Source organism: Streptomyces sp. NPDC060000 (assembly GCF_042737375.1).
GTDB lineage: Bacteria > Actinomycetota > Actinomycetes > Streptomycetales > Streptomycetaceae > Streptomyces.
Window position 1 is genome coordinate 1 of record NZ_JBHWUU010000115.1, and the last position, 24,209, is coordinate 24,209.

The following is a 24,209-nucleotide window of genomic DNA, read 5'->3' on the forward strand; positions in this document are numbered from 1 at the left end:
AGCCGGGCCGCCATCGCCGCGACGCGGTCGAACGCGCCGTCCGGCGGGGTGTCGAGGATGTCGTAGCGGCGCACCGCGTCCATCCGGGCCGCTTCCTCCACGGCACTGAGCGTCGCCCGGCCCGGCGTGCCCGCCGGGCCGGGCGCGTGTCCCGCTTGCGGCATCGTCTACCTCTCCTTGCCCTGCCGACCACGGTGGCCAGCGACGGCGGCAGCCTAGACCAGCCTCCCGGCGTCAAGAAACCAATCCGCAGAGTAACCACAGAGCAGCCTCAGCGGCGTTTTCCAGCAAGCGTGCTGATTTGCCAACTGTCATCGTCACAGGCGCCGCTTCGCGCGCTTATATCACACACCCCCCTAATGGGCGGTGATGCGGGGCACCGCCAGGCCCACCCCGGCCGTGGCCGACCTCGGTGGCGATGTCGCGGCAGCGTTGGGTGGCGGCGGCGTAGCGGTCCGGGAGGCTGGGCTGTTGTGGGGTGGTGTCTGCACCGTGTTCCACGGCTGTTTCTCCTGGTCGCTCAGGGGATTCGGCTGGCCCCGGCCGGGCTCTCACACACCGACCGGGGCCGTTCTCGTTGTGCAATGCCAGACCGACAGGAACCTCTTTACAACGTCAATAGGTTCGGGGAGGATGTTGCCGTGCCCAAGAGCCCTGACAGCGAGGGGGGTCCGCGCTTGATGACCGTCTCGGAGATCGCGCTGGAGCACGGGGTCAGCCGGCAGTCGGTGCACTCGTACCGGACGCGCGGCAGCTTTCCGAAGCCCGTCGAGGGCGAGGGCAGCACGCGGCCCCGGTTCCGTTCGGGCGAGGTGGCCGCGTGGTTCGCGGCGAACCCGCCACAGCCGGGCAAGCGGACAGACCTCGCCTCACAAGACGAAGGAGCGGCCATGCCGCAGACGGAACAGCCCGCGCCGATCTCGGTGTCGCCCCCGGACTACCTGAGCAGTGAGCAGTGGGCTGGCCTCAGCCTTGCCATCCTGCAAGGCGCCGTTGAGGGCGTCGACCGGGCCAGCCTCCCGGGTGCTTGGGCGTCAGACCTGGGGGTGGCCGCGGTGAAGGGGCTGCGGGACCGGCTGGATGAGTTGATGGCGGAGGAGCGCGACGATGGATGAGCTGGTGCGGTGGCTGGGCGAGCAGTTCGACAGGGACGAGAGAATATCGCGGGCCGCGACGCTTGGGCCATGGGTGCAGAGCGGCATCGGCGAATACGGCTGGACCGTCGACTTCGGGCGTGCGGGCGCGGGCGTCGAAACTGCGGACACTGAACAGGGTCGTAGTGACGCGGACTTCATTGCCGCGCACAATCCGGCTCGGGTGCTGCGGGAGATCGACGCCAAGCGGCGAATGATCGGCAGGATCGACAGTCACGCCACCATCATGGGTTGGGACGAGGTGCACGGTGATCTGCTGCACCTGCTCGCCCTGCCCTACGCCGATCGGCCCGGCTATCGCGCGGAGTGGAAACCATGACGAGCACGATCACTGTCGCCTCCTCCCGGATCCGAGGAGGATTCGAAGTACTACGAGCACGGTCAGGGCTGACTGTTCGACCGCTGGCCTGAGGCGGAGCGAGATCCTGCGGGGGGCGTGAGCAGCGTGGATGAGCTGGTGCGGTGGTTTGGCGAGCAGCTCGACGAGGACGAGCGGATCACGCGGGCCGCGTGCTGGGACGATCAGTCAGACGTGTGGACTGCCCGCCCGCCGCAGGCACACTACGAGCAGTACGTCGTCGTGGACTACGTTCCTCCCCGGGATCCGCCGATACGGCGTGCGTCAGCTGTTGATCTTCTTCGTAGTCACCTTCGCCGTCAGCAACTTCTTCGAGGACCTCAGCATCTTCACCGGGTTCCCGTTCGGTGACTACCACTACACCGGGGCCCCCAAGCTTTTGGAGGTCCCGATACAGATCGGACCGATCTACTTCGGCCTGGGCCACCTGGCCTGGCTGACGGCCTCCGCCCTGCTAGACAACGCCGACTCGCGCCTCGGACGGGCCTGGGGGCGCGTGGGGACGATCAACATCGTCGCCCTCCCCGCGCTCGCCGCCGCCGTCATGACCATGGGCGCACAACCTCAGGTCACCTCTCCAGCATCGCGCCGTGACGACCCGACGGCACGGGCTGGCGTCGGTTACAGATCCTGGACGGCGCGCAGCGCCTGGTCGACGCGGGCCATCGTCGCGGTGTCGACGGGACCGAGGCACTTCGCACCCTCGAACCGGTCGGCCCGCAGCTGGACGATGTTGACGGCCACGGCGGTGCACGCGAGCGGGTCACCGATCACCACGGACATCGCCGTGTCGGGGAATTTCCCGCTGGGATGCAGCACGATCACGAGAACGGCACCGTAGGCCTCTTCCAGGCCCGTCAGGCTGATGAGCAGCACGTGCCGGCCGTCGGGCAGCTCCCAGATCTCGCCGCGCCTCACAGGCTGTCTCCCTCGCCGGCCAGGTCATCGCCCAGGCCGAGCGCGGCGAGGTGTCGCGCGGCGTCGAGGGTCGCGGCCCGGCGCGCGGCGCGCACCACATACGCGTTCACGCTCAGGCCGGCCTCCGCGGCCGCCGCCCTGATGGAGGGCGCCAGCTCGTCGGGAATCCGCAGGGTCATCGTGGTGACAGCCATGGTGGCAGTGTAGCCACCGGAGAATGGTGGCGTAATAAGATTGCATTCGAGCTGTGAAAAGGCCGTGAGGGGGCCGGAACGGCCGTCGCCCTCGGTGCAATCGTCGCCGGCGGCGCGTCCCGGCGGTTTCTAGGGGTCGTTGCAACACGTGGTCGGTTTGATCAGGCCGCGAGGAGTCTATGCAGTCGCTCGGCTGGGGTTTCCCAGCCGAGCGTTTTGCGTGGGCGGCCGTTGAGCTGGGCGGCAACAGAGTCGAGGTGCTCGCGGCTGTGGACGGCCAGGTCGGTGCCCTTGGGAAAGTACTGCCGCAGCAATCCGTTCGTGTTCTCGTTTGAGCCGCGCTGCCAGGGACTGCCCGGATCACAGAAGTAGACCGGGACGTCGGTGGCGATGCTGAAGTAGCGGTGTTCGGCCATCTCGCTGCCCTGGTCCCAGGTCAGGGACCGCTTCAGGTGGGCGGGCAGCCGCTGCACGGTCTCCTGGAGCGCGTCACGGACCTGCTCGGCACTACGGCCGTTCGGCAGGTGCAGGAGCATCACGTAGCGGGTGGCGCGTTCGACGAGGGTGCCGATCGCGGAGCCGCTGTTCTTGCCGATGATCAGGTCGCCTTTCGATCTTCCCCGGCTTGGGGCGGGGTCGGCGGGCATCGGCGCGGGCCTGGGCCGCGTGCGGCCGGTACTGCCCGTTTCCGGGGTGGCGGTTGCGGCGGACCTCACGGCTGACCGTGGAGGGGCTGCGGCCCAGCTCCGCCGCTATCGCGCGGATCGTGGCCTATTGCCGACCGCCTGCTGGGCCAGGCTGCACCGGGTCGTCCTGGACGAGCTCGGCGCCCGCGGTGAGCTGGACTGGTCGCGGTGCGCGATCGACTCGGTCAGTGTGCGGGCTGCAAAAGGGGGCCACTGAAGGGACCGAATCCGACCGACCGTGGCAAGAGCGGATCGAAGATTCACCTGATCACGGACCGGAACGGACTCCCGTTGTCGCTGGGCATCTCCGGTGCGAACATGCACGACAGCCTCGGCCTGCAGCCGCTCGTGCGCGGGATCCCTCCGATCCGCTCCCGGCGCGGCCCGCGCCGACGACGGCCCGCCAAGCTCCATGCGGACAAGGGCTACGACTACGCCCACCTGCGGCGATGGCTGCGCGGGCGCGGCATCCGGCACCGGATCGCCCGCAAGGGCATCGAGTCCTCCACACGACTGGGCCGCCACCGCTGGGTCGTCGAGCGGACGGTGTCCTGGCTGGCCGGATGCCGACGTCTGCACCGCCGTTACGAACGCAAGGCCGAACACTTCCTCGCCTTCGTCGGCATAGCCGCAGCCCTCGTCAACTACCGCCGACTCACCAAGTGAAACGACGTCTAAACCGTTTTTCCGTCGCTGACCCGGAACTCCCAGCCGAACTCGTCGCAATCCGAGTACTTACCCGTGTCCCCGTCATAGAGACATGTCTCAGCCGTGAGTGTGCTGTCCTCATAGAAGTTCTTGTTGCAGACGGCCCAGGATGGGGCGCTGTGGCTGTTGATGCATACGCCTTGCCGGTAGAGTCCGCCGTTGCGCCAGTTCTTCCACTTCACCGCGACGGACTTGCCGTCCACCAGGTCGTCCAGGACCCACCAATTGTCGCCGTTGGAGTTGAAAGCCGAGATCCCGCCTCCGTAACCGTTGCTCCCGGCACCCTGGAACCACCAGCCGTCAGCCGTGTAGTCAGGGTTGACGGTGGTGTAGACAGCGTGGTCCGTCTCGTAATCCAGTGCCGCCGCCTCAGGCGCGGACGCGATGCCGATCGTAAGACAAGCGAAAAGAGATCCCGTGATTCCAAGCGTCGACTTAAGTCTCATTCGTATCTACTCCCGAATCGTGAATGTTCGGTGATGGTTGCACCTCGCGATTGGTTGTGTCAACGCCCTTTTGAATGGGTGCGAGTTTCCCCTTGCAGCCCCCCACCTGCGGTTACTGAAGGGTAAATGTCGGAATTCGTGAATGAAGTGCAGATATCAAGTTATTGCTGACTTCGAATCATTCGACCGACTTGCTCCCGTGGTGGGCTCTGGGGTCTCGCAACCTCAAGTAAACCTCAAATAACTTGAGTCGAGGAAATCTCGCCCATCCACACCGGGCGAAGAAGAAGTACTACTGAACCTCGAGTCACGCCCTCGCCCCCGGGGTGAGTGGCCCAGACTTCTCGTGACCGGTCCGTCGGGTTTCCGACAGGCCGGGTCACGGTGTTGTTCCGGCTGAAGAATCTACCGGCGGCTTCCTGTCTCGTCAGTGTCGGCGGCGGCTGAACCTGGGTTCTGGATCACTTTCAGTGCCGGAGCCACGGAGGGTCACCGAACCCGCGATCATGAACGACCTCATGCCGCGAGGAGGACACGCTTGCGCAGAAGGTCGAAGTTGGCGCGGCCGAACATCTGGCGTTTCAGCATTTTGATCTTGTTGTTGTGGCCTTCGACGGCCCCGGAGCTGTAGCGCAGGCTCAGGCCGGCGACGACGGCGTCGAGGTCCTGGCCGAGGCCGTTGACGAAGCTGTGCAGGGTGGGCAGGTCGTCGGCCTGGACGCGGTCGATCCACTGGCCGAGGTGCCGGCCTTCCCGGTTGTTCATCAACTCGGCGAACGCCCGGATGTGTTGGGCGGTCTGCTCCAGCTCCGGGCAGCGGGCCAGGACGGCTTTGAGCTGCTGGACCTGGTCGTCGTTGAGGCGGTCGGGTGCCGGGTGATCCAACTGGTCACGTCCCGCGCCGAGGGATTCCTGCGGGGCGGATCGTCGTGGGGAAGGCTTCGCGGAGCTTTCGCACGTACTCCTTGACGACGCTCTCGCCACTTCGTATCCGCACTCGCGGAGCTCCTCGAACAGGCCGCGGGCCGTGGTGCAGCCCTCGCTCCACCGTTGGTGCAGGTAAGGCATCGAGGATGCTGGTGCGGCCCGTCCACCGTCCGACGAGGAGTTCATCCGCGGTCGCCGCGTGGGCGAGGCGGCGGACGGTGTTACGGGCCAGTCCCAACTGCCGGGCGATCACGCGCAGTCCGATGCCCTGACCAAGCAGGCCGTTGCACGGTCCGGTACGTGGGGCTGTTCCTGGAGGACCCCTGGCGGTGCCGTGGGCGGTGGTCCACCCGTATGACGATCCGGAGTGGGGGCGGAAGTTCCGCACGTTCCTGCACGGCCGGGCGTGGACGCACGCATATGCAGCTCTGCATGGATGCCCGCGCCTGAGGCTTACATGACAAGGCTCGGACAGCATGACGGATTGCCCCGCTGATATGAGCCACCCCGTGTCCTGGTGTCCTGGTGTCCTGAGTCGGTTTGAGCCTCGTCATGGAGTTCTGTGCGACTCCGTAACCTGCGGGAGGAAAGCGGTTGTCTTGGGCGGGTTTTGTCGGCCCCGGGGAAGTGGCCCCACCTCTCGAACGGGTAGCCGACATGCCACCCCTGCCCCTGCCGGCCTCTTCTCGCTGGCTGCGCTTGTGTGCGGGCCACCTACGGACCCGCCAGTCGAACGCTTGGCGGAGCCACTTCCCGCCGTTCTGGTGGGGCCGCTGGACTCCGTCGCAGACAACCGGTGGAAGAAGTTGGGGACGGGTGTCACCCGAAGGGGGCGTGGATGGCGTTGTAGGGAGTGGAGAGGCACCGCTCCCTTCGATCGGATCTCGTTAGCAAGGAGTGTTCATCCATGACCCGGATGAAGAAGTATTTTTTCGTGGCCGCTTGCGCGGTCACCGTTATGGGTGGTGCGCCGACGGCAGCCTTTGCGCTGGCCTCTCCCGCCTCCACCACGACGCATGCTGTCAAGGCCGCAGCAAGCTCGGTGAAGAAGAGCTCGGTCCAGGTGGTGGCGCCGGGTGTGAAAATGTGGACGGCAAGCAGTGCCTGCAGCATTCCTTTGAGACCACGCCCTGGTGCCAGACCCTGGCCGGCGGCAAGTCCGGCGCGAACCTGGCAGGCCTGGACTCCAACGACCATCGTGCATGGCTGTCCGGCGGCTACGTCGGCAACGGTGTTCCCGCCGGCGCCCGAGTGCGCACGCTCAGCGGAACCAGCCGGGCCACCGTGGTGACACTAGCCGGCAACCCCGGCTGGGGCGCCTGGTACACCCAGACCCGCATCACCAAACCCGCACCCGTCAACGACAAACACCCCAAGGCCTTCCTGCGCAACGTGACCGTCTATGACACTGCAGGCAAGACCATCGTCACCACCAACACCCGCCCGCCGCAGGCGGCACCCAAGGCCGGATAAATCCTGTGGGAACCAGCGAGTCCGCCTCCTCTAATCCCTGATCTACTCATGCCAGCTGTCCCGTCTCGGGTCTGTACGGTCTTCGGTGTAACTCCCGATCATGGAAGTAGCACCTGATGAGCGACGTGACTGTCTCGGCTGAGGCGGTTACAGAGGTCCGGCCGTCCGAGTTGTCGGCGGACGTGCTGGACGAGCAGTTGATCGGGCAGTTGGTCGACCGGGCCCGCGCGAGCGGGCTGCAGCTGACCGGTGAGGGCGGGCTGCTGCAGCAGCTGACCAAGCGAGTGCTGGAGTCCGCTCGCGAAGGTGAGATCACCGACCATCTCGGCTACGCGAAGCACGATCCGGCCGGTGCCGGCAGCGGCAACAGCCGTAACAGGGTCCGGTCCAAGACCGTGCTGACCGACGTCGGGCCGGTTCAGATCACGATGCCGCGTGACCGCGACGGCAGCTTCGAGCCGCAGATCGTCAAGAAGCGCCAGCGGCGCCTGACCGGCGTCGACGAGATGGTCCTTTCCCTGTCCGCGCGAGGTCTGACGCACGGTGACATCTCCGCCCACCTGGTCGAGGTCTATGGCGCGAGCGTGTCGAAGCAGACCATCTCGACCATCACCGACAAGGTCATGGACGGGACGGCCGAGTGGCAGAACCGGCCGCTGGACCCGGTCTATCCGGTGATCTTCATCGACTGCGTGCACGTGAAGGTGCGCGACGGGCAGGTGGCGAACCGGCCCATCTACGTCGCCGGCGGTCACGGTGGACGGCACCCGCGAAATCCTCGGCCTGTGGGCCGGCGACGGCGGCGAAGGCGCCATTAACGGGTGTTAGGCCAGGGTCAGGTGCAGTCGCACGGTGGTCTCGCTGGGGCTGGTGTCGACCTCCATCAGGTCGCACAGCTGGCGTACCGCCCACAGGCCGTGGCCGCGTCCCTGCTCGGGGTCGGGCGGCAAGTAGCCCAGGTACCAGTCCAGGCCGGCGGCCTGGCCGGGGTTGGTGACGTCGCACACGATGCGGTGTCCGGAGCGCCGCAGGGTCACCTTTCCCTGGCCGCCGCCGTGCTGGAGGGCGTTGGTGGCGACCTCGTTGACGGCGAACACCAGCCGCCGCGCCCTGTCGCTGGGCATGCCCAGGGTGTTGGCGGTCTGGGCGACGAAGGCCCGCACCACCGTCAGGTCGTTTCCAAAGAGCATTACGGCCTCCTCGCCGTCGGCGGACACGGGAGTGAGCCGGCGCTGCCAGGGTCCGAGGCCGGTGTCGGGGGCGGCGTAGTGGCGGCTGGCCTCTGCGCAGGGGCCTGTCACCAGTTCGGGGTGGGTGCGCCGCGCATCGGCCACCACGTCATCCGGCAGGGCGCGGGTGTCGTAGGGGCAGACGATCCATGCCGGGCAGTCAGCGAAGGCGACGTTGATAACCGATTCGTAGCGGGTCCACTCGGCCGTCTCCAGCGGGTCGCGACCGTGCCACACAGGCTCGCCGATCACCCGCACCTGCCGGTGCCGGCCGCCCGTCGTGCGCTGGTCGACGTAGCGGTAGTAGGCCCCCAGCGTGCGCCCGGGCGTGTGGTACCAGTCGTCGGCGTCGATGAACTCGACCTGCCGGGCCGCATCTCCCAGCGACTGGCGCAGCAGGCCGATGTTGTGCCGGGTGGTCACCGCCAGGACGGCGTCGTCCGCTTCCAGGCCATCCAGGCAGAAGGGCGCCATCGCGGTCAGGAACGCCTCGTCGCTGCCGTAGATCAGTCCCTGATGGGTCAGGTGCGGTGCGGTGTCGTGGTGCGGTGCTGTGATGGTACTCATGCGTACACCCCCCGCGCGGTGACGGTCAGGGACGGTATCTGGTCCCAGCCGACGACGTGGATGACCTCGCTCAGCATCGGCTCCAGGTCCACCACGTGGAGCCTGCGTCCCGCGGGTAGCCGCTCGGCGGTACGAACCAGCGCCCGTACACCGGCCAGGTCGATGAACTCAAGGGCGCTCATGTCGATCGTGATGTCGCCCGGCCAGCCCAGGGCCTCCTCCAGCGCGCAAGCCAGCGCCGGGGCGGCTTGGTAGTCGACGTCACCCACCACACGCAGCGACCGCTGTCCGTTGCGCAGGGACGGCACCAGCCGCAACACCGAGCTGGCGTACAGCGGCTGCTGCTCCACGGTTCCTTGATGGCACTGGTCGAAGCCGTGCAGGGAGGCAGAGTCGAAGAGGCGGGCGTCGTACTGGCAGATCGCCGAGGCGCGCTGTCCGGCGAACACCTCGTTCACCTTCGTCTCGTACTCGCCCAGCCGGTCGACTCCGGGAATGTCCCGCAGGGCCCAGGTCGTCTCACCGCTGACCCGGAAGCCCGTGAAGCCGGCCGAGAGGGAGTCGCAGACCTCCCTCTGCAGGCTGGCCACCATGGCATCGGGGTCGAAGGGCCCCTCGGCCAGGTAGCTGTCGTCGGCCGTGGTCACCGTGAGCTGGCCGCTGTCCAGTGCCGCTTCCGGATCCGTTCCGGCCTCGCGCAGCCAGGAAAGGACCTGCCCGGGCGTGTTCTGGTCGGCGAAGTACATCACCCGCTCGCCGCGCTCAAGGCCCCCCAGCAGATAGGCCGTCACCACCCGGCGCTGCTCGGCGTCATCGGTGAACGCCAGACACAGGTGATCACCATGGCCCACGTCGTCGACCGCGCGCTCGCGGGGGCTGTAGGCGATCATTTCGTCCCCACCACAGCCTTCACCGTCTCCCTCCGGCCGTCGGCTCCACCTGCGACGGGGCCCGTCTGCTGGGCTGAATGTTCCGCCATCGTATCGGTTGTCCCCTCTGCTGCCCTAGCCGGTGGGAGCACACGATCCGGCGGAGGCGGGGTCCGGAAGGGCTGCGTCACCCCGCTGCGCGAGCAGGGCCCGGCCGCGGTCGAGCGGTACCTCACCGGCGCAGGCATCGCGAAATGCTCCGCACGGATCTACCGGATCTCGCTTGCCGCGACCAGGGGTATGCGGAAGGCGGGCTGATGTCCGAGGCTATGAGCAGCGATTGTTCACCGAGGCGTGTCTGCACTGGCAGCGGGCTCGACTGTGAGATGACGTCGCCGCGCTGGACAGTTATCTGCCGCCGCACGTCGCGGAGCTGGCCCGGAAGGTCCCCGGGCACTGGAGGTGCCACAGCCGGCACCCGCGTGACGTCGGGGACGCGGCGTCGCTGGGCGATGCGCCCCCCCGAGTCGGGCCCTGGGAGGTCATGACTGATCCCCCGGGCCCGCGGGGATCAGCTTTCTTGCGCATCGCGTTGCGGTGCGCACCGATGCGAGCTGCTGATCCAATCAACCGCGCCCCCCGACAAACGCATGCGGCCACCACGAGACGCCGAAAATCACCTCATCCCAACAGCCGCAGCGCTTCTCGAGCCTGGTCCCCGGTCACCGCTTGGCAGGGCACGCACTGCGCCCTGGCCACGGCCTCATTTTCGACAAGGCCGCCGACCCCTCTTCGACTCCGTCCACCAGGTCGAGAGACGCCCACCTGGCACGGCGACCGTGTCGTCATCGTCGGGGACTCCGCCTGACCGTTTGATCTGGCGAACGCCGGTGGAGAATCCGGTTCCAGTGCCCGCAAGAGCGGTGAAGAAACCAGGTGAATCAGCCGTGTGCTCTTCGATTCGCCGGGCACCAGGAGCAACGGAGGTTGATAACTATGGTTCCCCTGCTTCTCGTTCTTCTGCTGGCCCTGATCCTCTTCGGCGCGGGCTTCGCGCTCAAGGCACTGTGGTGGATCGCCGTCATCGTGCTGGCCGTCTGGCTGCTGGGCTTCGTCATGCGCAGCGCAGACACCGGCGGCCGCAAGGGCCGCTGGTATCGCTGGTAACCCACCACACCAGCAGCTGGCCCTGTGGGCCCCCGGAGACACCCGGGGGCCCACAGCCATGTCCCGCCGCACGACAGCCCTTCCGACAAACCGCGTATCCCCCACCTTCCCGGGCACCAGACCCCATAGCTGGGGCCCGGTGAAGCAGCGGAATCTGCACCTCCAACCACCGGACCCCAGCCACACCCCGGCACCTCACACCGGCCGGCTGCACTCGAGCACGTGGAATCACGAGGCGCGGCCGATGACGTCGGGACCGGATTTGTCGGGGACGCGGTCGACGGCTGCTTCGGCCACCAGCCGGGTTACACGGGTGCTATCGGCCGCGGGCGCGGTCGGCCACCGTGCTGCCGGCCCGGTAACCCAGCAGGCGCTGCAACGCGGGGTCTTTCGGCTGCCTCGCGTCCTTGATCAACAGGGAACGCACCCGCAAGGTGAGGGCCTCACTGCCCTCGTCACCGGCCCGCGCCGTCCCGTGGAGTGGTGCGGTATACGAACCCAGATTTTGTTGACGATACAACCGCTCATGCGCTTGCGTGGGGGAGGACACCGACTCCGTTTCATGGATCTGCGGAGGAAGAACGAGGTGGTCCCATGGACGTATCCCCCCTGGCCGTCTCCCAGCACACCACCCCTGCCGGCGTGCACGTCCTGACCCTGAGCGGGGAGATCGACCGCAGCAGCGTGCCCTTCGTGGGCTGGGCGTTCGACAGCGGAGCAGGCGAGAAATGCGCACCCTGCACGGTCATCGACTTCAAACACGTCACGTTCATGGACTGCAGCGGCATCTCCTTCCTCGTCTACGCCCACCGGGCCGCGCAGGACAGCGACGGCTGGCTCCGCCTGGCCAACGTTCCCCCGCCTGTGCGACGGCTCCTGCACCTCGTCGGCCTGGACGACCTCATGCCGATATACGCCACGCTTCAGGCCGCCCTCCCCTCCTGAAGATCGGGGACCGGGGCCGGCAGGGGGACGTGAGGGAATCCCTGAAACGCATGCACCTGTTGGCCCCTGATAGCTCCCGTCCCGGCTCGGGGCACACGGGACGGAACCCAATTCCCCGTCTTCCCAGCAGCCTCGGCGTAGCCGCGCAGCACGCTGCATCTGCCTGGCCGGCCGCACATGAGCAGCAGCTTCGGGCCAGAACTGTCGGGGATACTGGATCGCGCGCTCCGAGACATCGACGACATGGGCCTCCACGCCCGACTGAATCCGCCAGGGTGACTGCTTATCAGCGGCGGGCGGCGCCATTGCTAGGGGTGTCGGTCAGGGCGATGCGGGCCGTGATGCGTTTGCCGACCGGCTCCCGCGCGATGAACAGGTTCTCGGTGACGGCCTTGACGATCTCCAGGCCGTGCTGGCCGATCCGGTCGGGGTCGGCGGGCCGGGCCGCGGGGACGGCGGGGTCGCTGTCCCACACGACGACGTCCACGGCACGGACGGTGATGCGCAGTTCCATCAGGACCGGGCCGGGGGCGTACTTGAGGGCGTTGCAGTTCACTGACGACCAGCTGGGTGAGGTCGCGCGCGGGCGGACACGGGCAGGTGATGGTCAGTGTGGGCCTGGTCGAGGAAGGCGAGGGCGTGGTGGCGGGCATCGGCGATGCAGCCGTCTTCTCCGTCCAGGGCATAGCCGGCGCTCAGCAGGTGCTCGCCCGGTTCCGTGCAGCCGTCATCGTCGGCGTGGGATCGCAACTGGCCTCGCCCTCATTCCACATTTCAGGCGCGCCCCTACCCCCGATCCCGTGGTGCATGTCAGAGGCATGTTGTTCGACACACCTACCCGAGAGTATGCGAGGCCATCACCCGCAGCCCCGCCCCTGCGGCGGCCGGGAGCGGCCCCCGGCCGTCCAGGGCCTGCGCGATCGGCGTCATCATCACCAGACTGACCGGCATCTGGACCGCGACCAGGTGGTGTCGGCCGCTCGCGGCTTCGGTGGCCAGGGTGAGCAGCTCTCCCACCGTGAACGCCTCTTCTTCCAGGCCCGCCCACGTGGCGATGCCGTACCCGGCCACGTGCCCGGCTGCCACGGCTTCCTCGACGACGAACGCCTCCCGCATCGCGCGGTGCAGGGCCAGGCGGTCGCCGGGGTGGGCGCGCTCAGGGTTGTGCAGCAGGACCAGGTCCAGCCGCTCGCGCCCGAGCTGCTCGCGGTTGCGGCCGGTCTGCCAGCGCACGTAGCCCGGGGTGAGGCTGTGCCCGACCATGGCCTGGTCCTCGGTGAGGACACCGTCGTTCACGGCATCGGCACCGGTGGCCGCGGTGAAGTAACCGGCCTTCGTCGCGATCCGCAGAGACGGGTGGGCGGCCAGGGCCGGGGCCAGCAAGTCATGAGCGCGGCCGGTGGCGTAGTTGGGGTCGGTGTCGATCCACTGCGTGCCGGAGGCGGCCGCACGGACGGCCGCCTCCGGGATCGCCCGGCACCGGTAGGTGCCCAGAGCGAGCTGTGCCGTCACAGCAGGCTCCCCACCGTCGCGGCCTGCCCGGCAACGAGCTCCTGGACCAGCCCGGCGACGTCCTCCAGGGCGAGGCCGGCCGCGTCAAGCTCAGCTTGTTCTTTATGGTCTGGTCTGGTCGCGTTCGGTGATCGTCTCGGGTCGTTTCTCGGTTTTGCCCACGTCGTAGCGGGTGGCGAAGTCGCCGGTTCTTGGAGCCGAGCGGTCTGCCGGGGCCTGGCCGGGTGTGTTTCGGTGCACGGGCGGGGCAGCTCAAGGCGGGGCGGAGGTTTCTGAACCCTCGGCGGACCCGGGCCAGAGTGAGCCGGCCGGGCTCCGCGGGCTTCTCCCAGGGGCGGCGGAGGTCCTCGGCGAGAGGGCGGGTGAGCCGGAGTTGGGTGTGGGCGGTGATGACCAGCCACGTCCAGCGGTCCGCCGCTTCAGGAGTACGGACCTTCGGCCGGGTCCAGCCGAGCGTCTGCTTGATCATGCGGAAGGTGTGTTCAAGATCGAAGCGGCGCAGGAACGCCTGCCAGCGCAGATCGACGTCCGCGCCGGTCATCCCGGTCTTGGAGGACCACAGCCAGACCGGCAGCGGGTCGTCCTGGTCGTCTCCCACTCCGACAAGGAGGATGCCGCCCCGACCTGGAAGAAGACCTACGGTCACCACCCGCTGATGGGGTTCGTCGACCACGGGCCGGGCGGGACCGGCGAACCCGTCGCCGCTCTGCTCAGGCCCGGGAACGCGGGCTCGAACACTGCCGCCGACCACATCGAGGCCACCCGCCTCGCCCTGAACCAACTGCCGAAGAAGTACCGGCGCGGGCGGCAGACCCTGATCCGCTGCGACTCCGCGGGAGGCACCCACGAGTTCGTGGCCTGGCTCGCCCGGCGCGGACGCTGGCTGTCCTTCTCCGTCGGCATGGTGATCACCGGGGCCATCCACCAGCACGTCCTGAAAATACCGGCATCGGCCTGGACCCCGGCCCTCGAGACCGGCGGCGAGGTCCGCGACGGAGCGTGGGTCGCCGAACTCGCCGGCGACATCCTTCAGGGCTGGCCGAAGGGCATACGGCTGATCGTTCGCAGGGAACGGCCGCATCCCGGTGCCCAGTTGCGGATCACCGACGCGGATGGCATGCGGGTCACGTGCTTTGCCACCAACACCGCCGACCGCCCAATCGCCCAGCTCGAGCTCCGTCACCGCCTGCGGGCCCGGGCCGAAGACCGGATCAGGGCCGCCCGCGCGACCGGCCTGCGCAACCTGCCCCTGCACGACACCGCGCAGAACAAGATCTGGCTCGAGATCGTCCAGCTCGCTCTCGACCTGCTGGCCTGGATGCCCATGCTCGCCCTGACCGGCCAGGCCCGCCTCTGGGAGCCCCGCCGTCTGCGGTTCCGCTTGTTCTCCGCGGCCGGGCAACTCGTCACCACCGGCCGACGCCGCATCCTCCGCCTCGCCCGCCACTGGCCCTGGACCGATGAGGTGACCACCGCCCTCGAACGTCTTGCACTCCTGCCGAACCCCGGCTGACCAGCAACCTTCCCACCCCTACGAGGGAACCAGTCCAGACCGGAGCAGTGGAACCCGGCGTCCTGAAGCGGCCCCGGCTGCGCGGCCCGATCGCCACCTGGGAGTACCGCTTCGAGCGCGAAGGCGGTGCCACGCGCGTCACGGAGTCCTGGACGGACGACCGGCGGGCCTGACCGTCGGTCGTCGCCAATGCCTTCGACCGGGTCGCCACCGGCGGCCGGACGTTCGCCGACTTCCAGGAGGGCAACATCGCCAGGACGCTGCGCAACCTGAAGCGGGAGCTCGAAGCCGAGTCGGCTTCCTGATCCCGCCGGCCCGGCCCATGCCGTCCCGGGCGGCGCGACGGCGGGGGCCGGGCTCAGGCGCGGGTGGCGCGGCGGGCGGCGCGGGCCGCGGGCAGGTAGCACAGGCGTTCGGGCGGCAGCGGGACCACAGTGCGGACGACGGCGCCCAGGCGCCGCATCCCGCGCTCGCGTGCATGTCAGCCCCAGGTGGCCGCGGACGACGGGCGGCAGCAGGCCGAGCGTGACGAACACGTGGAGCCGGGCCAGGGGCGGGTGGAACAGGGGCCGGAGCCGGCGCATGAGGACACCCGAGCCGTCGGGCGGGGGAACGGGCCGCCGCGGGTCGAGCAGTTCACGTACGACCACCGTGTTCTCCAGCTAGTCCCGGACCTGGAGCACGACGGCGGCCGGCAGGGAGAGCAGCAGCCGTACGTCACCGGCGATGTTTCAGAGGATCGTGCCCGGGCCGAACGGGGCCGGGTCGGGGCGGGTACCGGGGTCGCCCCGGCCGGGCCGGGCGGCGGCGATGGGGTTTTCGGGGCGGGCGTTCACGTCACCACGCTCCCAGGGGCCGTCGGGTGGCGGGGTCGGTGCCGGGACGGTGGGTGGCCCAGTAGGCGAGGGCGAGGGAGACGGTGATCCTCAGCGGCGGGGGCACGAGGGCCGTCGTGAGACGTACGACGCGGGCGAAGCGGCGCAGGGCGCGTTCCTGCCGGGCACTCCAGGTCAGGTGCAGCCGCTCACGCAGGACGGGTGGCAGGGTGCCCACGGTGACCAACAGGGCGTAGTGCGCGGCGAGTCGGGCGAAGGACGACCAGAGCGGACCGGGCAGTCGGCGGAACGGCTTGGCTGGGCGGACGAGTTCGTCGAGGACGTCCTGGACCGACTGGTTGAACTCCAGGCGATGGGTGACCATGTCGTCGTAGTAGTCGAGGAACGACGGCCAGTCCGGTGGAAGGTGATGCTCCTTCAGGCCCCATACGCGGCCCACGTCCCGCATACCGCGGTAGTACTCGTCCAGTTCGTCGGCCGACATGCCCTTGCCGAAAAGGTGCTGCGCGTCCACGGGGCCCTTGACCAGGGTCGCGTGCACCCAGTGGTACGCCTCGGGGTCGAGGGCGTGGTAGTGGCGCCCCCGGGAGTCGGTGCCCTTCATTGTGTGCACGTGGCGAAGGCGGCACGCCTCGGCGGTGGCCGCCTCCTGGCCGCCGTAGACGACCGTGGTGAGGGAGAGCAGGGTCCGGATCAGGCGGGGCCAGGGCTCGGCGCGGAAGTTGCTGTGGTCGGCGACGCCTGCCCCGACCACGGGGTGCGAGACCTGGAGAAGCAGCAGCTGAGGTGCCATCAGGGTGGCGCGGGCATCGCCGAAGCAGCGCCAGCCGACCCCTCCCCTGCGCGGCGCGCGGATCTGCGCGGGTATCCCAACTCTCCCTGCAGTCCGTTGGGTTGATTGGTCTGACGTGTGCGGTACGCCGGCCATGACACCTCCGTCCCTCTGTCGTGTCCGGAGTGCGATGCGCCTTCTGAAACAAGTCAACAGTTTTGTGTCTTTGACTCTCCCGATGACACCCCGATGCGGGATCCCGGGCATTCGCCTCTATGGGCAAGGAAAACACGAATAGGGTCAGATATGCACATCTCGGACACACGGTCGAACGGTGCACGCACTGGCTGCGCACGCCGCACACGCGTGTCCGCCGTTCGGTGGACACAAGGAGGTACGCACGGTCGTGCCGGAACGTCCGGTTCCCGCCGAAGCTGATCGGTATGACGACACACGCGAACGAACTCGTGGTGAACGTACGTGGACTGCGCAAGCGGTACGGCGACGTGACCGCGGTCGACGGCATCGACCTCGGCATCCGCAGAGGTGACGTGTTCGGTCTGCTGGGGCCCAACGGGGCCGGCAAGAGCACCACGGTGGAGATCCTCCAGGGCAACCGCTCCCGGGACGCGGGCGAGGTGTCCGTCCTGGGCGCGGACCCGGCGCACGGCACGCGTGCGTGGCGCTCGCGGGTCGGCATCGTCTGGCAGGACGAATCCGCCCCCGCCGAGTTGACGGTCGGCGAGACCGTGCGGCACTTCGCCCGCTACTACCCGAGGCCACGGGACCCTGAGGAGGTCATCGGCCTGGTGGGTCTGGAGGCGAAGACCGGCAGCCGGATCAAGGCGCTGTCCGGCGGGCAGCGCCGGCGGCTGGACGTGGCCCTCGGGGTGATCGGCGACCCCGAACTCCTGCTCCTGGACGAGCCGACGACCGGCTTCGACCCGGCGGCCCGGCGCCAGTTCTGGGACCTGATCAGCAAACTGGCCGACGAGGGCACCACCATCCTCCTGACCACGCACTATCTGGAGGAGGCGGAGACGCTCGCCGACCGGCTGGCCGTGGTCGTCGGCGGCCGGGTCGTCGCCGAGGGCGAACCGAAGGCCCTGCGCGAGCGGTACGGCACCGAGGCCACCGTGGAGTGGACCGAGCCGGACGGCGCCACACGCGCGGAGCGCACGGACACGCCTACCCGGACCGTCGCCGAGCTCATGCGGCGCTTCGACGGCGAGATACCGGGGCTGCGGATCAGCCGCCCCACACTGGAGGACGTCTACCTCCAGCTGACCGGACAGGAGGACGCCCGATGACCACGACCGTCGTACGCACCCGCACGAAGACGCACGCCGACCGGCTGCCCGGAGCATGGCGACTGGGTCTGGGGCGTGGCGTCCTGGAGCTCAGGCAATTCTTCCGGCAGCGCGACCAGGTGGTGTTCACCTTCGCCTTTCCGGTGGTGTTCCTGTTCCTGTTCGCGTCGATCTTCCGGGACGACGTGCGCGGAGCGGGCATCACCGCCTCGCAGCTGTACGTCCCCGCGATGATGGCCGCCGGCATCATGTCGACCAGCTTCCAGTCGCTCGGCATCTCGATCGCCATCGAGCGGGACGAGAAGGTGCTGCGCCGACTGCGCGGCACACCCATGCCGCCGGCGGCGTACTTCCTCGGCAAGATCTGGCTGGTCCTCGTCACCGGACTGCTGGAGACGGCGATCCTGCTGCTCGTCGGCGCGACCCTCTACGACGTCGATCTGCCCACGGACCCGGGCCGCCTGTTCGACTTCGCCTGGATCTTCGTGCTGGGCCTCACGGCGTGCGCGCTGCTCGGCATCGCCGTCAGCTCCGTCCCGAAGTCCGGCAAGAGCGCCACCTCGGTGGTCGTACTCCCGTTCCTGGTGCTGCAGTTCATCTCCGGGGTGTACATCGCCATCGACACCATCCCCGGCTGGATGCTGAACATCGGTGCCCTGTTCCCGCTGAAGTGGATGTGTCAGGGACTGCGCGGGGTCTTCCTTCCGGAGTCGGCGCAGGTCCTGGAGCAGACCGGCGGCTGGGAATTCGGGCGGGTAGCCCTGGTGCTGGGGGCCTGGTGCGTCGGAGGATTGCTGTTGTGTCTGCTGACCTTCCGGTGGAAGAACCGGCGCGACGGATGAACCAGCCGGAACGGGCCGGGGGCGCGTACACCTGGGACCGCTCGTTCCGGATCTGGGACAGCTACTTCACGTTCGTCTGGCTGGCCACCCTGGTGTTCGTGCTCGGCACGGCCTATCCGGGCCGGCCGGTCAGGCTGGTCGCGGCGGCGCTGCTGGTTCTGCTGATCCCGCTGTTCGTGTGCGTCGGGCGCCCCATCCTGCGGGAGGATCCGCCGGACCCAGGGCGCGCACTGGGCTACCTGGTGGCGGCGATGGCGCTGTTCCTGCCATCGGCGATCCTCGTGGGCGAGACCCGGCTGATGACCTTCGCGCTCGTCCCCCAGTGCTTCATGACGCTGCGCATCCGGTGGGCGCTGGTGACTGTGGCCGTCATCAACCTCGTCCCCGTGGTCGGGTGGGCGCTGGTGTGGTGGCCCGGCGACGAGGCCGTCTTCTTCAACGGGATGTTCGCGGTGGTGACCTTCGTCTTCTCGACGGCCGTCGGCACCTGGATCATCCGCATCATCGAGCAGAGCCAGGAACGGGCCGCGCTGATCGCGGAGCTGGACACGAGCCGCCACGAGATCTCCCGGCTGTCGGCCGAGCACGGCGCGCTGGCCGAGCGGGAGCGGATGGCCCGGGAGATCCACGACACCCTCGCCCAGGGTTTCACCAGTCTGCTGATGCTGGTGCAGGCCGTCGAGGCGGAGCTGGACAACGACATCACGCAGGCCCGACGCCACCTGGCCCTGATGGACGAGACGGCCCGGCAGAACCTCGCCGAGGCACGCGCTCTGGTCGCCGGAGGCGCGCCCGCCGACCTGCACGGCGCCTCGCTGCCGGACGCCCTGCGCCGGCTGGCCGCACGCCACGAGACGGAACTGCGGATGACCGGTGCCGTACGTCCGCTGCCGGCCGGCCCCGAGGTGGTGGCCCTGCGCGCCTGCCAGGAGGCACTGGCCAACGCTCGTAGACACGCGGGGAGTTCAGTCACGGTAGGCATCACCCTGACGTACGCCGACGAGGCCCTCACCGTGTCCGTACGGGACGACGGCTGCGGCTTCGACCCGCACACGGCGACGGGAGGCTACGGTCTGGCGGGACTGCGCGCCCGGGCCACCGAGGTGGGCGGCACCGCCTCTGTCGACAGCACACCCGGCGACGGCACCACCGTGACCGTCCGCCTGCCCGTACCGCCCCCGAGGAGCCCATGGTGATCCGGATCGTCCTGGCCGACGACCATCCCGTCGTACGGGAGGGTCTGCGGGCCATGCTGAGCGCCGAAGAGGACCTGGAGGTGGTCGCCGACGCGTCGAGTGGACCGCAGGCCGAAGCACTGGCCGCGGAGCTGCGCCCCGACATCGTGCTGATGGACCTGCGGATGCCCGACGGCGGGGGCGTGGACTCGATCATGCGGATGAGCGCGGCGGGACTGCCCTGCCGGGTGATCGTCCTGACGACCTACGAGACGGACCGCGACATCCTGCGCGCCGTGGAGGCGGGGGCGGCGGGCTACCTGCTGAAGGACCTGCCACGGGGCGAACTGGCGAACGCGGTACGGGCTGCTGCGCGGGGCGAGACGGTGCTGGCGCCGACGGTGGCGGCCCGCCTGGTGGACCAGTTGCGCACCCGACCGGAACGCCCGCGGCTGTCCGAGCGGGAGACGGCGGTGCTGCGGCTGGTTGCGCAGGGGTGCACGAACGCGGAGATCGGCCGCCGCCTGTTCATCGGCGAGTCGACGGTGAAGACCCATCTGCTGCGGGTCTTCGGCAAGTTGGGTGTCGACGACCGAACCGCGGCGGTGACGAACGCGATGCGCCACGGCCTGCTCGACTGACGTTCCCCCCATGCGTCGACCGGTTCCTGTCCCGGGGCCGGACCGCGCAACCCGGCGCAGGTCGCGTACGACCGCCGGCGCCACCCCGAGCCTCCTCACGGCGGGCGGGACCCTCCTCGCCGGCGTGCCGGTGTGCTCGCATGTCGACGTGTGCTGGAGCCACGAGCCTGAGGGCGGCACGAGTCAGCGCAGGGCGTCGCGCAGCAGCCTGGCGTTCTTCACCGCCCTGCTCGATCCCGTGCGTTCGGCCAGCGCCGTGACCTCGGCGACCTCACCCTTGGCCGCGCAGCGCGACACGCACTCCACGGCGAGTGCGAGCAGTTCGCCCACACCCCGGACCGGCGTGCCGCGCAGCAGGCCGGGCAGCGCGGCCTCGAGTACGGACCACACGGTGGCGTAGGCGCCCGTCTCGGCGGCGGTCCTCAACGAGTCGCTCGCCCGCTGAAGCTGTCCCAGGCCGAGTCTGGACACCTGCTGCTGAAGAACACCAGCGGAGACCTGGTGGCCGAAGCGCCGGCTCCGATGATGTGGGACGCCTCCAAAGATGAGGCGTCTGGTGAGTCCGCCCATCAGGAGCGGGTCGCGACGAAGGTCGAGACCGCCTCGGACGGGTCGCAGATTCTAGTGCTGGCCCCGGACAAGGCTTTCCTCGCAACCGCGACCTATCCGGTCATAGTTGACCCCACCACGACTCTGACGGTGACGACGGACAGCTGGGTGCAGAGCCCTGACTATCCCGACTCCCAGCTCTCTTCGCAGGAGCTTAAGTCGGGCACTTACGACTCGGGCAGCGATGTGGCCCGGTCGTATCTGAAGTTCGACGTGGCGAAGTTCGTCGGCAAGCACATCACTGCGGCCACGATGTCGCTGTACAACTACTACTCGGCGACCTGCAGCACCTCTGGGGCTGCCACAGTGGCGAAGCAGATCACATCCTCGTGGTCCTCCTCCGCGATCGTCTGGGGCGCACAGCCGTCCACCACCACGGGCGTGGCTTCCAATACCAGCCACTGGGGTTACAACTCGAACTGCCCTGCGAACTGGTCGAACTGGAACCTGCAGTCGATCGCGCAGGCATGGGCCAACGGCTCAGCCAACTACGGCCTCCAGATCAGCGCCGACAACGAAAAGGACTCCACCACCTGGCGCCGCTTTCGCTCGGCGAACTACACCACCTCCGGCTACGCGCCGAAGCTCGTGGTGACCTACAACTCGTACGCGGCCGCCTCCTCAGTCGCGATCTCGCCGTCGCAGGTCAAGGCCTACAACGGCAAGCGGTACGTCACCTCCCTGACTCCGTACCTGTCGGCGAAGGTGACGGACGCGGATGGTGGCAACGCCCAGGCGCAGTACGAGATCACCGCGGACCCGGTCTACGCCGACACCACGTACTCGTACACGGCGTACGGCAAGACGGTGGCGTCCGGTTTCACCTCCACCCTCACCGTCCCGTCCGCCTCCGCTTTCCCGGCTGACAAGCATCTGCGCTTCCGCCTGCGGACCTACGACGGAACCGACTACGGGGCCTGGTCCGGCTACACGATGTTCGTGATGAACACCAGCCTGCCTGCTGGCCCCGCTGTCTCGCGGGCGGGGCCATTCCGCAGGCGCCGGTGACGACGGATCCGTGGCAGTTCCAGACCGCGTACGTCGACGCGTTCGTTGCCTCGTGGCGGGCCCGCGGGTTCAGCCCGGTGACCATCGACAACGACGTCGGCTTGCTGGAGCGGACCCTCAAAGCCTTGGGGCGGCCCGCGTGGGAGGTGACGCCCGAGGATATCGACCGCGTGGTCGGCGACCTCGCGGTCCAGGGCCGTAAGACGTCCACCCGGCGCGAGTATGTGCAGATCTTCAAGAGATTCCACCGGTTCCTGCAGGCCCGCAAGGCGGCCGAGATCGAGGCCGCGTTCGGCGTCCGACTGGTCTGCCCGATCGACGAGTTCAATGCCTCTCGCGCGCTCTTCGAGCGCCCCGCGTACCAGTGGATGTAGATCTCGGTGATGTCGACCACGACGAACGTTCTCCTTGCCATCCGGGCTGACCATCGGCCTTCCGAACCACAGGCCCAGGGCCGCCCACGCGCCTCCGCGATGACCAGGTCCCTCGATCCCGAACACCGCCGCACCCATGGACAATTAGGAGAATTCGGCATGAGGAATTACGTGACGCTCAAACCACCCCAAGTGGGGAAAAACTTGATCGCCGACAGCTGAAGTCCTGGCAGATCTTCCGCAAGGCTCGCATCAGCCCCAACCGCATGACCGTCATCGCCAAGGCCGTCCTCACCCTGGAGAGGCAACGCTGAAAAGGCTCAATGCACGATGATTGGTGGGCCACTGGTCGGCAAACCAGTGCCAGTCGCTTACACGCAAGATCGGGCGCCACGTTGGGAAGAAACTGATTGTGGAGTACTGGTGATCAGGACTTGGTCTGTGAGAGTAGAGATCGCGACAGTCCTCGTACGCCGGTGGTTGTGGCTCCGGTCAGTTTCACGCCGTTGAGCTTGGCTCCTCGCAGATCGGCCCTGGTAAGGTCCGCACCGCTCAGATCCACTCCTCGCAGGTCGGCGTCGGTCAGATCCGCCTCTGTCAGGTCGGCATTCCGCAAGGTCGCATCAGCGTCGGTCTCGGCATGCAGCACGTCTTCCAAGCGCTTGTCGGCAGCGCTAAGTCGCGCCCCGTGCAGGTTCGCTCCAATAAGATCCGCCCCGCTCAAGTCGGCTTCGACAAAGATGGCACCGGTCATTTTGGCCCCATCAAGCACTGCATCCCTTATGTCCGTACCGAAGAAGACTGCCCCGGTCAGGTCATTCGGATCGGGACCCCCGCTCAAGTCAGCATCGCGCAAGTTCGCCTCGGTGAAATCTGCATGGACCAGCTTCGTCCGAGTCATCAAGATGTTGTCCAGGGTCGCCCACCCAAAATAGGCACGCGTCAAGTCGGCTTTTTGGACCCAGGCATGGGACAGGTTCGCGTCGGTGAAATAGCTCTCGCGCAGATCACCGGTCAGATCAGCTGCCCTGAGATCAGCGTCACTCAGATTTGCTCGCCTGGATACCCCGGCCAACCCCAAGTGTCGGAGCTCAGCCCCGGAAAGTTGCAGGTAGACATCGCGGTCACGCTCGGGTGATCGCTTCCTCAGCACGTTCATCACGGCGGTGATGTCAGTCGGCGGTGGATCCTTACGGCCATCCACGAGATCATCAACATTGATCTTGTCGAAGCCACCCGCAGGAACGCGCGCATTCTGCCGCACAAAAGCGCACAGGATTTCCACGATGGCGGGTTGGTCCCGGGAAGAGTCCTGCATGATCCGCTGCAGGGCGTAGATCCCGCCGAAGCGCACGTCCACAGACTGAGAGCCCAGGTTCTGGACTGCGGCGTTGAAGCGGTTAGTGATCTGCCCCTGTTCAGCGATCTGCAACTCAGTCCGGGCCTGTCCCACTGACATCCAGGTGAACAACAAGGCCACGAGGGCCGTCATGCCAGGCAGAGCGGCTACCACCAGGACCGTCCGCCCGTCCCGGCTGCGGTCCGATCTGCGGCCCCCACCTGACAGGCGTGCCGCTTGTCGCCGGAGTGCCTCCCGGCGGTGCGCGGCACGCTGGTGTCGCCCACGGCGAGGGGTAATCCTCATACACCAATGGCACCTTATGGGCGCGTGTCCGGGTAGCTGCCACACCGTGGAGGAACCAGAAACAGACCAAGTGCAGTCTCGGCTGTGTGCTTACGAGTGATCATGTCACGCATGTGAGTGAGGACGCCGTGATGGCTGGCAAACCCAGAAACTGAATCGCCCCGGGTTTGATGGAGAAATCGAAGACCCGGAAGGATGCCGATCATGGCTGCTCCCCGTAACTGATCGTTTCAGAATGAGGTCCGGAGTCGCCTCAAACACATGATGCTGCAGGCGAGTTGGAGCAGGCCGAGGTGGAGGTCGGCGCGTATCTCATAGCGGATGCGGAGCC

At 68.0% G+C, this 24,209-nt stretch carries 22 protein-coding genes and 10 pseudogenes; 17 read left to right on the forward strand and 15 right to left on the reverse strand.

The features are described 5' to 3' along the window. Positions 1-680 precede the first annotated feature (680 nt). The 3 genes and pseudogenes from ACFWBB_RS39065 to ACFWBB_RS39075 form a co-directional block, all read left to right on the forward strand. A complete protein-coding gene (locus tag ACFWBB_RS39065) occupies positions 681-1,115 on the forward strand; it encodes a helix-turn-helix transcriptional regulator (RefSeq protein WP_385282938.1) in 435 nt (144 codons plus the stop codon). Then, positions 1,108-1,473, forward strand: coding sequence for a DUF6221 family protein (locus tag ACFWBB_RS39070; RefSeq protein WP_385282940.1), 366 nt, complete (start codon positions 1,108-1,110; stop codon positions 1,471-1,473). The genes ACFWBB_RS39065 and ACFWBB_RS39070 overlap by 8 nt, the downstream gene beginning before the upstream one ends. A 130-nt stretch (positions 1,474-1,603) precedes the next feature. Continuing rightward, positions 1,604-2,038: pseudogene (locus ACFWBB_RS39075) on the forward strand (carotenoid biosynthesis protein); the annotation flags it as partial. Between the two features lie 95 nt (positions 2,039-2,133). Here ACFWBB_RS39075 and ACFWBB_RS39080 read toward each other — a convergent pair. The 3 genes and pseudogenes from ACFWBB_RS39080 to ACFWBB_RS39090 form a co-directional block, all read right to left on the reverse strand. Beyond that, a complete protein-coding gene (locus ACFWBB_RS39080) occupies positions 2,134-2,430 on the reverse strand; it encodes a hypothetical protein (protein ID WP_385282943.1) in 297 nt (98 codons plus the stop codon). Beyond that, positions 2,427-2,624, reverse strand: coding sequence for a YlcI/YnfO family protein (locus ACFWBB_RS39085; RefSeq protein ID WP_385282946.1), 198 nt, complete (start codon positions 2,622-2,624; stop codon positions 2,427-2,429). The genes ACFWBB_RS39080 and ACFWBB_RS39085 overlap by 4 nt, the downstream gene beginning before the upstream one ends. 161 nt (positions 2,625-2,785) lie before the next feature. Next, positions 2,786-3,301: pseudogene (locus ACFWBB_RS39090) on the reverse strand (IS30 family transposase); the annotation flags it as partial. Positions 3,302-3,413: 112 nt separating this feature from the next. On the opposite strand from ACFWBB_RS39090, the pseudogene ACFWBB_RS39095 reads away from it, so the two are divergent. After that, positions 3,414-3,976 (forward strand): annotated as a pseudogene (locus ACFWBB_RS39095) (IS5 family transposase); the annotation flags it as partial. 8 nt (positions 3,977-3,984) lie between these two features. Here the strand turns inward: ACFWBB_RS39095 and ACFWBB_RS39100 are convergent. The 3 genes from ACFWBB_RS39100 to ACFWBB_RS39110 form a co-directional block, all read right to left on the reverse strand. Further along, entirely contained in the window at positions 3,985-4,464 is a 480-nt protein-coding gene (locus ACFWBB_RS39100; RefSeq protein ID WP_385282949.1) for a hypothetical protein, read from the reverse strand. Between the two features lie 516 nt (positions 4,465-4,980). Further along, the gene (locus ACFWBB_RS39105; RefSeq protein ID WP_385282952.1) at positions 4,981-5,577 is read right to left on the reverse strand and encodes a transposase; all 597 of its coding nucleotides are present in this window, start codon (positions 5,575-5,577) and stop codon (positions 4,981-4,983) included. Positions 5,578-6,210: 633 nt separating this feature from the next. After that, positions 6,211-6,504, reverse strand: coding sequence for a hypothetical protein (locus ACFWBB_RS39110; protein ID WP_385282954.1), 294 nt, complete (start codon positions 6,502-6,504; stop codon positions 6,211-6,213). On the opposite strand from ACFWBB_RS39110, the gene ACFWBB_RS39115 reads away from it, so the two are divergent. Both ACFWBB_RS39115 and ACFWBB_RS39120 read left to right on the forward strand, forming a co-directional pair. Further along, positions 6,478-6,864: a hypothetical protein gene (locus tag ACFWBB_RS39115; protein ID WP_385282957.1), complete on the forward strand. Its 387-nt coding sequence runs from the start codon at positions 6,478-6,480 to the stop codon at positions 6,862-6,864. The two genes, ACFWBB_RS39110 and ACFWBB_RS39115, sit on opposite strands and share 27 nt — an antisense overlap. A gap of 125 nt (positions 6,865-6,989) precedes the next feature. Beyond that, a pseudogene (locus ACFWBB_RS39120) lies at positions 6,990-7,677 on the forward strand (transposase); the annotation flags it as partial. Between the two features lie 11 nt (positions 7,678-7,688). On the opposite strand, the gene ACFWBB_RS39125 reads toward ACFWBB_RS39120, so the two are convergent. Together ACFWBB_RS39125 and ACFWBB_RS39130 are read right to left on the reverse strand one after the other, a co-directional pair. Beyond that, on the reverse strand, positions 7,689-8,660 hold the full coding sequence (locus ACFWBB_RS39125; RefSeq protein ID WP_385282959.1) for an anti-sigma factor RsbA family regulatory protein: 972 nt from the start codon (positions 8,658-8,660) through the stop codon (positions 7,689-7,691). After that, positions 8,657-9,550: an MEDS domain-containing protein gene (locus ACFWBB_RS39130; RefSeq protein ID WP_385282962.1), complete on the reverse strand. Its 894-nt coding sequence runs from the start codon at positions 9,548-9,550 to the stop codon at positions 8,657-8,659. Before ACFWBB_RS39130 ends, ACFWBB_RS39125 begins: the two co-directional genes overlap by 4 nt. A 975-nt stretch (positions 9,551-10,525) precedes the next feature. Between ACFWBB_RS39130 and ACFWBB_RS39135 the strand changes: the two genes are divergently transcribed. Then, the gene (locus ACFWBB_RS39135; protein ID WP_046260526.1) at positions 10,526-10,696 is read left to right on the forward strand and encodes a hypothetical protein; all 171 of its coding nucleotides are present in this window, start codon (positions 10,526-10,528) and stop codon (positions 10,694-10,696) included. A 594-nt stretch (positions 10,697-11,290) separates the two neighbouring features. Next, on the forward strand, positions 11,291-11,641 hold the full coding sequence (locus ACFWBB_RS39140; RefSeq protein WP_385282966.1) for an STAS domain-containing protein: 351 nt from the start codon (positions 11,291-11,293) through the stop codon (positions 11,639-11,641). A gap of 286 nt (positions 11,642-11,927) precedes the next feature. Here the strand turns inward: ACFWBB_RS39140 and ACFWBB_RS39145 are convergent. The 3 genes and pseudogenes from ACFWBB_RS39145 to ACFWBB_RS39155 all read right to left on the reverse strand — a co-directional run. Further along, positions 11,928-12,391, reverse strand: a pseudogene (locus tag ACFWBB_RS39145) (ATP-binding protein). Between the two features lie 84 nt (positions 12,392-12,475). Then, the gene (locus ACFWBB_RS39150) at positions 12,476-13,153 is read right to left on the reverse strand and encodes an aldo/keto reductase (RefSeq protein ID WP_385282969.1); all 678 of its coding nucleotides are present in this window, start codon (positions 13,151-13,153) and stop codon (positions 12,476-12,478) included. Positions 13,154-13,255: 102 nt separating this feature from the next. Next, positions 13,256-13,733 (reverse strand): annotated as a pseudogene (locus ACFWBB_RS39155) (transposase); the annotation flags it as partial. On the opposite strand from ACFWBB_RS39155, the pseudogene ACFWBB_RS39160 reads away from it, so the two are divergent. After that, positions 13,731-14,666 (forward strand): annotated as a pseudogene (locus ACFWBB_RS39160) (IS1380 family transposase); the annotation flags it as partial. The pseudogenes ACFWBB_RS39155 and ACFWBB_RS39160 sit on opposite strands and share 3 nt — an antisense overlap. Positions 14,667-14,728: 62 nt before the next feature. Continuing rightward, positions 14,729-14,971 (forward strand): annotated as a pseudogene (locus ACFWBB_RS39165) (SRPBCC family protein); the annotation flags it as partial. A gap of 532 nt (positions 14,972-15,503) precedes the next feature. On the opposite strand, the gene ACFWBB_RS39170 reads toward ACFWBB_RS39165, so the two are convergent. Further along, positions 15,504-16,370 (reverse strand): oxygenase MpaB family protein, encoded by an 867-nt coding sequence (locus ACFWBB_RS39170; protein WP_385282992.1) that lies wholly within the window; start codon positions 16,368-16,370, stop codon positions 15,504-15,506. A 347-nt stretch (positions 16,371-16,717) separates the two neighbouring features. Here ACFWBB_RS39170 and ACFWBB_RS39175 point away from each other — a divergent pair, with 347 nt between their 5' ends. From ACFWBB_RS39175 to ACFWBB_RS39190, 4 genes are read left to right on the forward strand one after another with little or no spacing between them, the layout of a single operon-like run. Further along, positions 16,718-17,584, forward strand: a complete 867-nt coding sequence (locus ACFWBB_RS39175; RefSeq protein WP_385282972.1) for an ABC transporter ATP-binding protein — start codon at positions 16,718-16,720, stop codon at positions 17,582-17,584. Continuing rightward, positions 17,581-18,426, forward strand: coding sequence for an ABC transporter permease (locus tag ACFWBB_RS39180; protein ID WP_385282975.1), 846 nt, complete (start codon positions 17,581-17,583; stop codon positions 18,424-18,426). The genes ACFWBB_RS39175 and ACFWBB_RS39180 overlap by 4 nt, the downstream gene beginning before the upstream one ends. Beyond that, entirely contained in the window at positions 18,423-19,622 is a 1,200-nt protein-coding gene (locus ACFWBB_RS39185) for a sensor histidine kinase (RefSeq protein WP_385282978.1), read from the forward strand. The genes ACFWBB_RS39180 and ACFWBB_RS39185 overlap by 4 nt, the downstream gene beginning before the upstream one ends. Beyond that, positions 19,619-20,242: a response regulator gene (locus ACFWBB_RS39190; RefSeq protein ID WP_385282995.1), complete on the forward strand. Its 624-nt coding sequence runs from the start codon at positions 19,619-19,621 to the stop codon at positions 20,240-20,242. The genes ACFWBB_RS39185 and ACFWBB_RS39190 overlap by 4 nt, the downstream gene beginning before the upstream one ends. A gap of 183 nt (positions 20,243-20,425) precedes the next feature. Here the strand turns inward: ACFWBB_RS39190 and ACFWBB_RS39195 are convergent, their stop codons facing one another. Continuing rightward, positions 20,426-20,713, reverse strand: coding sequence for a hypothetical protein (locus ACFWBB_RS39195; protein ID WP_385282980.1), 288 nt, complete (start codon positions 20,711-20,713; stop codon positions 20,426-20,428). A 30-nt stretch (positions 20,714-20,743) separates the two neighbouring features. On the opposite strand from ACFWBB_RS39195, the gene ACFWBB_RS39200 reads away from it, so the two are divergent. From ACFWBB_RS39200 to ACFWBB_RS39210, 3 genes and pseudogenes are all read left to right on the forward strand, one after another. Next, positions 20,744-21,859 carry a DNRLRE domain-containing protein gene (locus tag ACFWBB_RS39200; RefSeq protein WP_385282983.1) on the forward strand — a complete coding sequence of 372 codons (1,116 nt, stop codon included), beginning with the start codon at positions 20,744-20,746 and terminating at the stop codon, positions 21,857-21,859. After that, the gene (locus ACFWBB_RS39205) at positions 21,856-22,233 is read left to right on the forward strand and encodes a hypothetical protein (protein WP_385282986.1); all 378 of its coding nucleotides are present in this window, start codon (positions 21,856-21,858) and stop codon (positions 22,231-22,233) included. Before ACFWBB_RS39200 ends, ACFWBB_RS39205 begins: the two co-directional genes overlap by 4 nt. Positions 22,234-22,448: 215 nt before the next feature. Further along, positions 22,449-22,547, forward strand: a pseudogene (locus ACFWBB_RS39210) (IS5/IS1182 family transposase); the annotation flags it as partial. A gap of 113 nt (positions 22,548-22,660) precedes the next feature. Here ACFWBB_RS39210 and ACFWBB_RS39215 read toward each other — a convergent pair. Both ACFWBB_RS39215 and ACFWBB_RS39220 read right to left on the reverse strand, forming a co-directional pair. Next, positions 22,661-23,725 (reverse strand): pentapeptide repeat-containing protein, encoded by a 1,065-nt coding sequence (locus tag ACFWBB_RS39215; RefSeq protein WP_385282989.1) that lies wholly within the window; start codon positions 23,723-23,725, stop codon positions 22,661-22,663. A gap of 383 nt (positions 23,726-24,108) precedes the next feature. Continuing rightward, positions 24,109-24,209 (reverse strand): annotated as a pseudogene (locus tag ACFWBB_RS39220) (IS5/IS1182 family transposase); the annotation flags it as partial.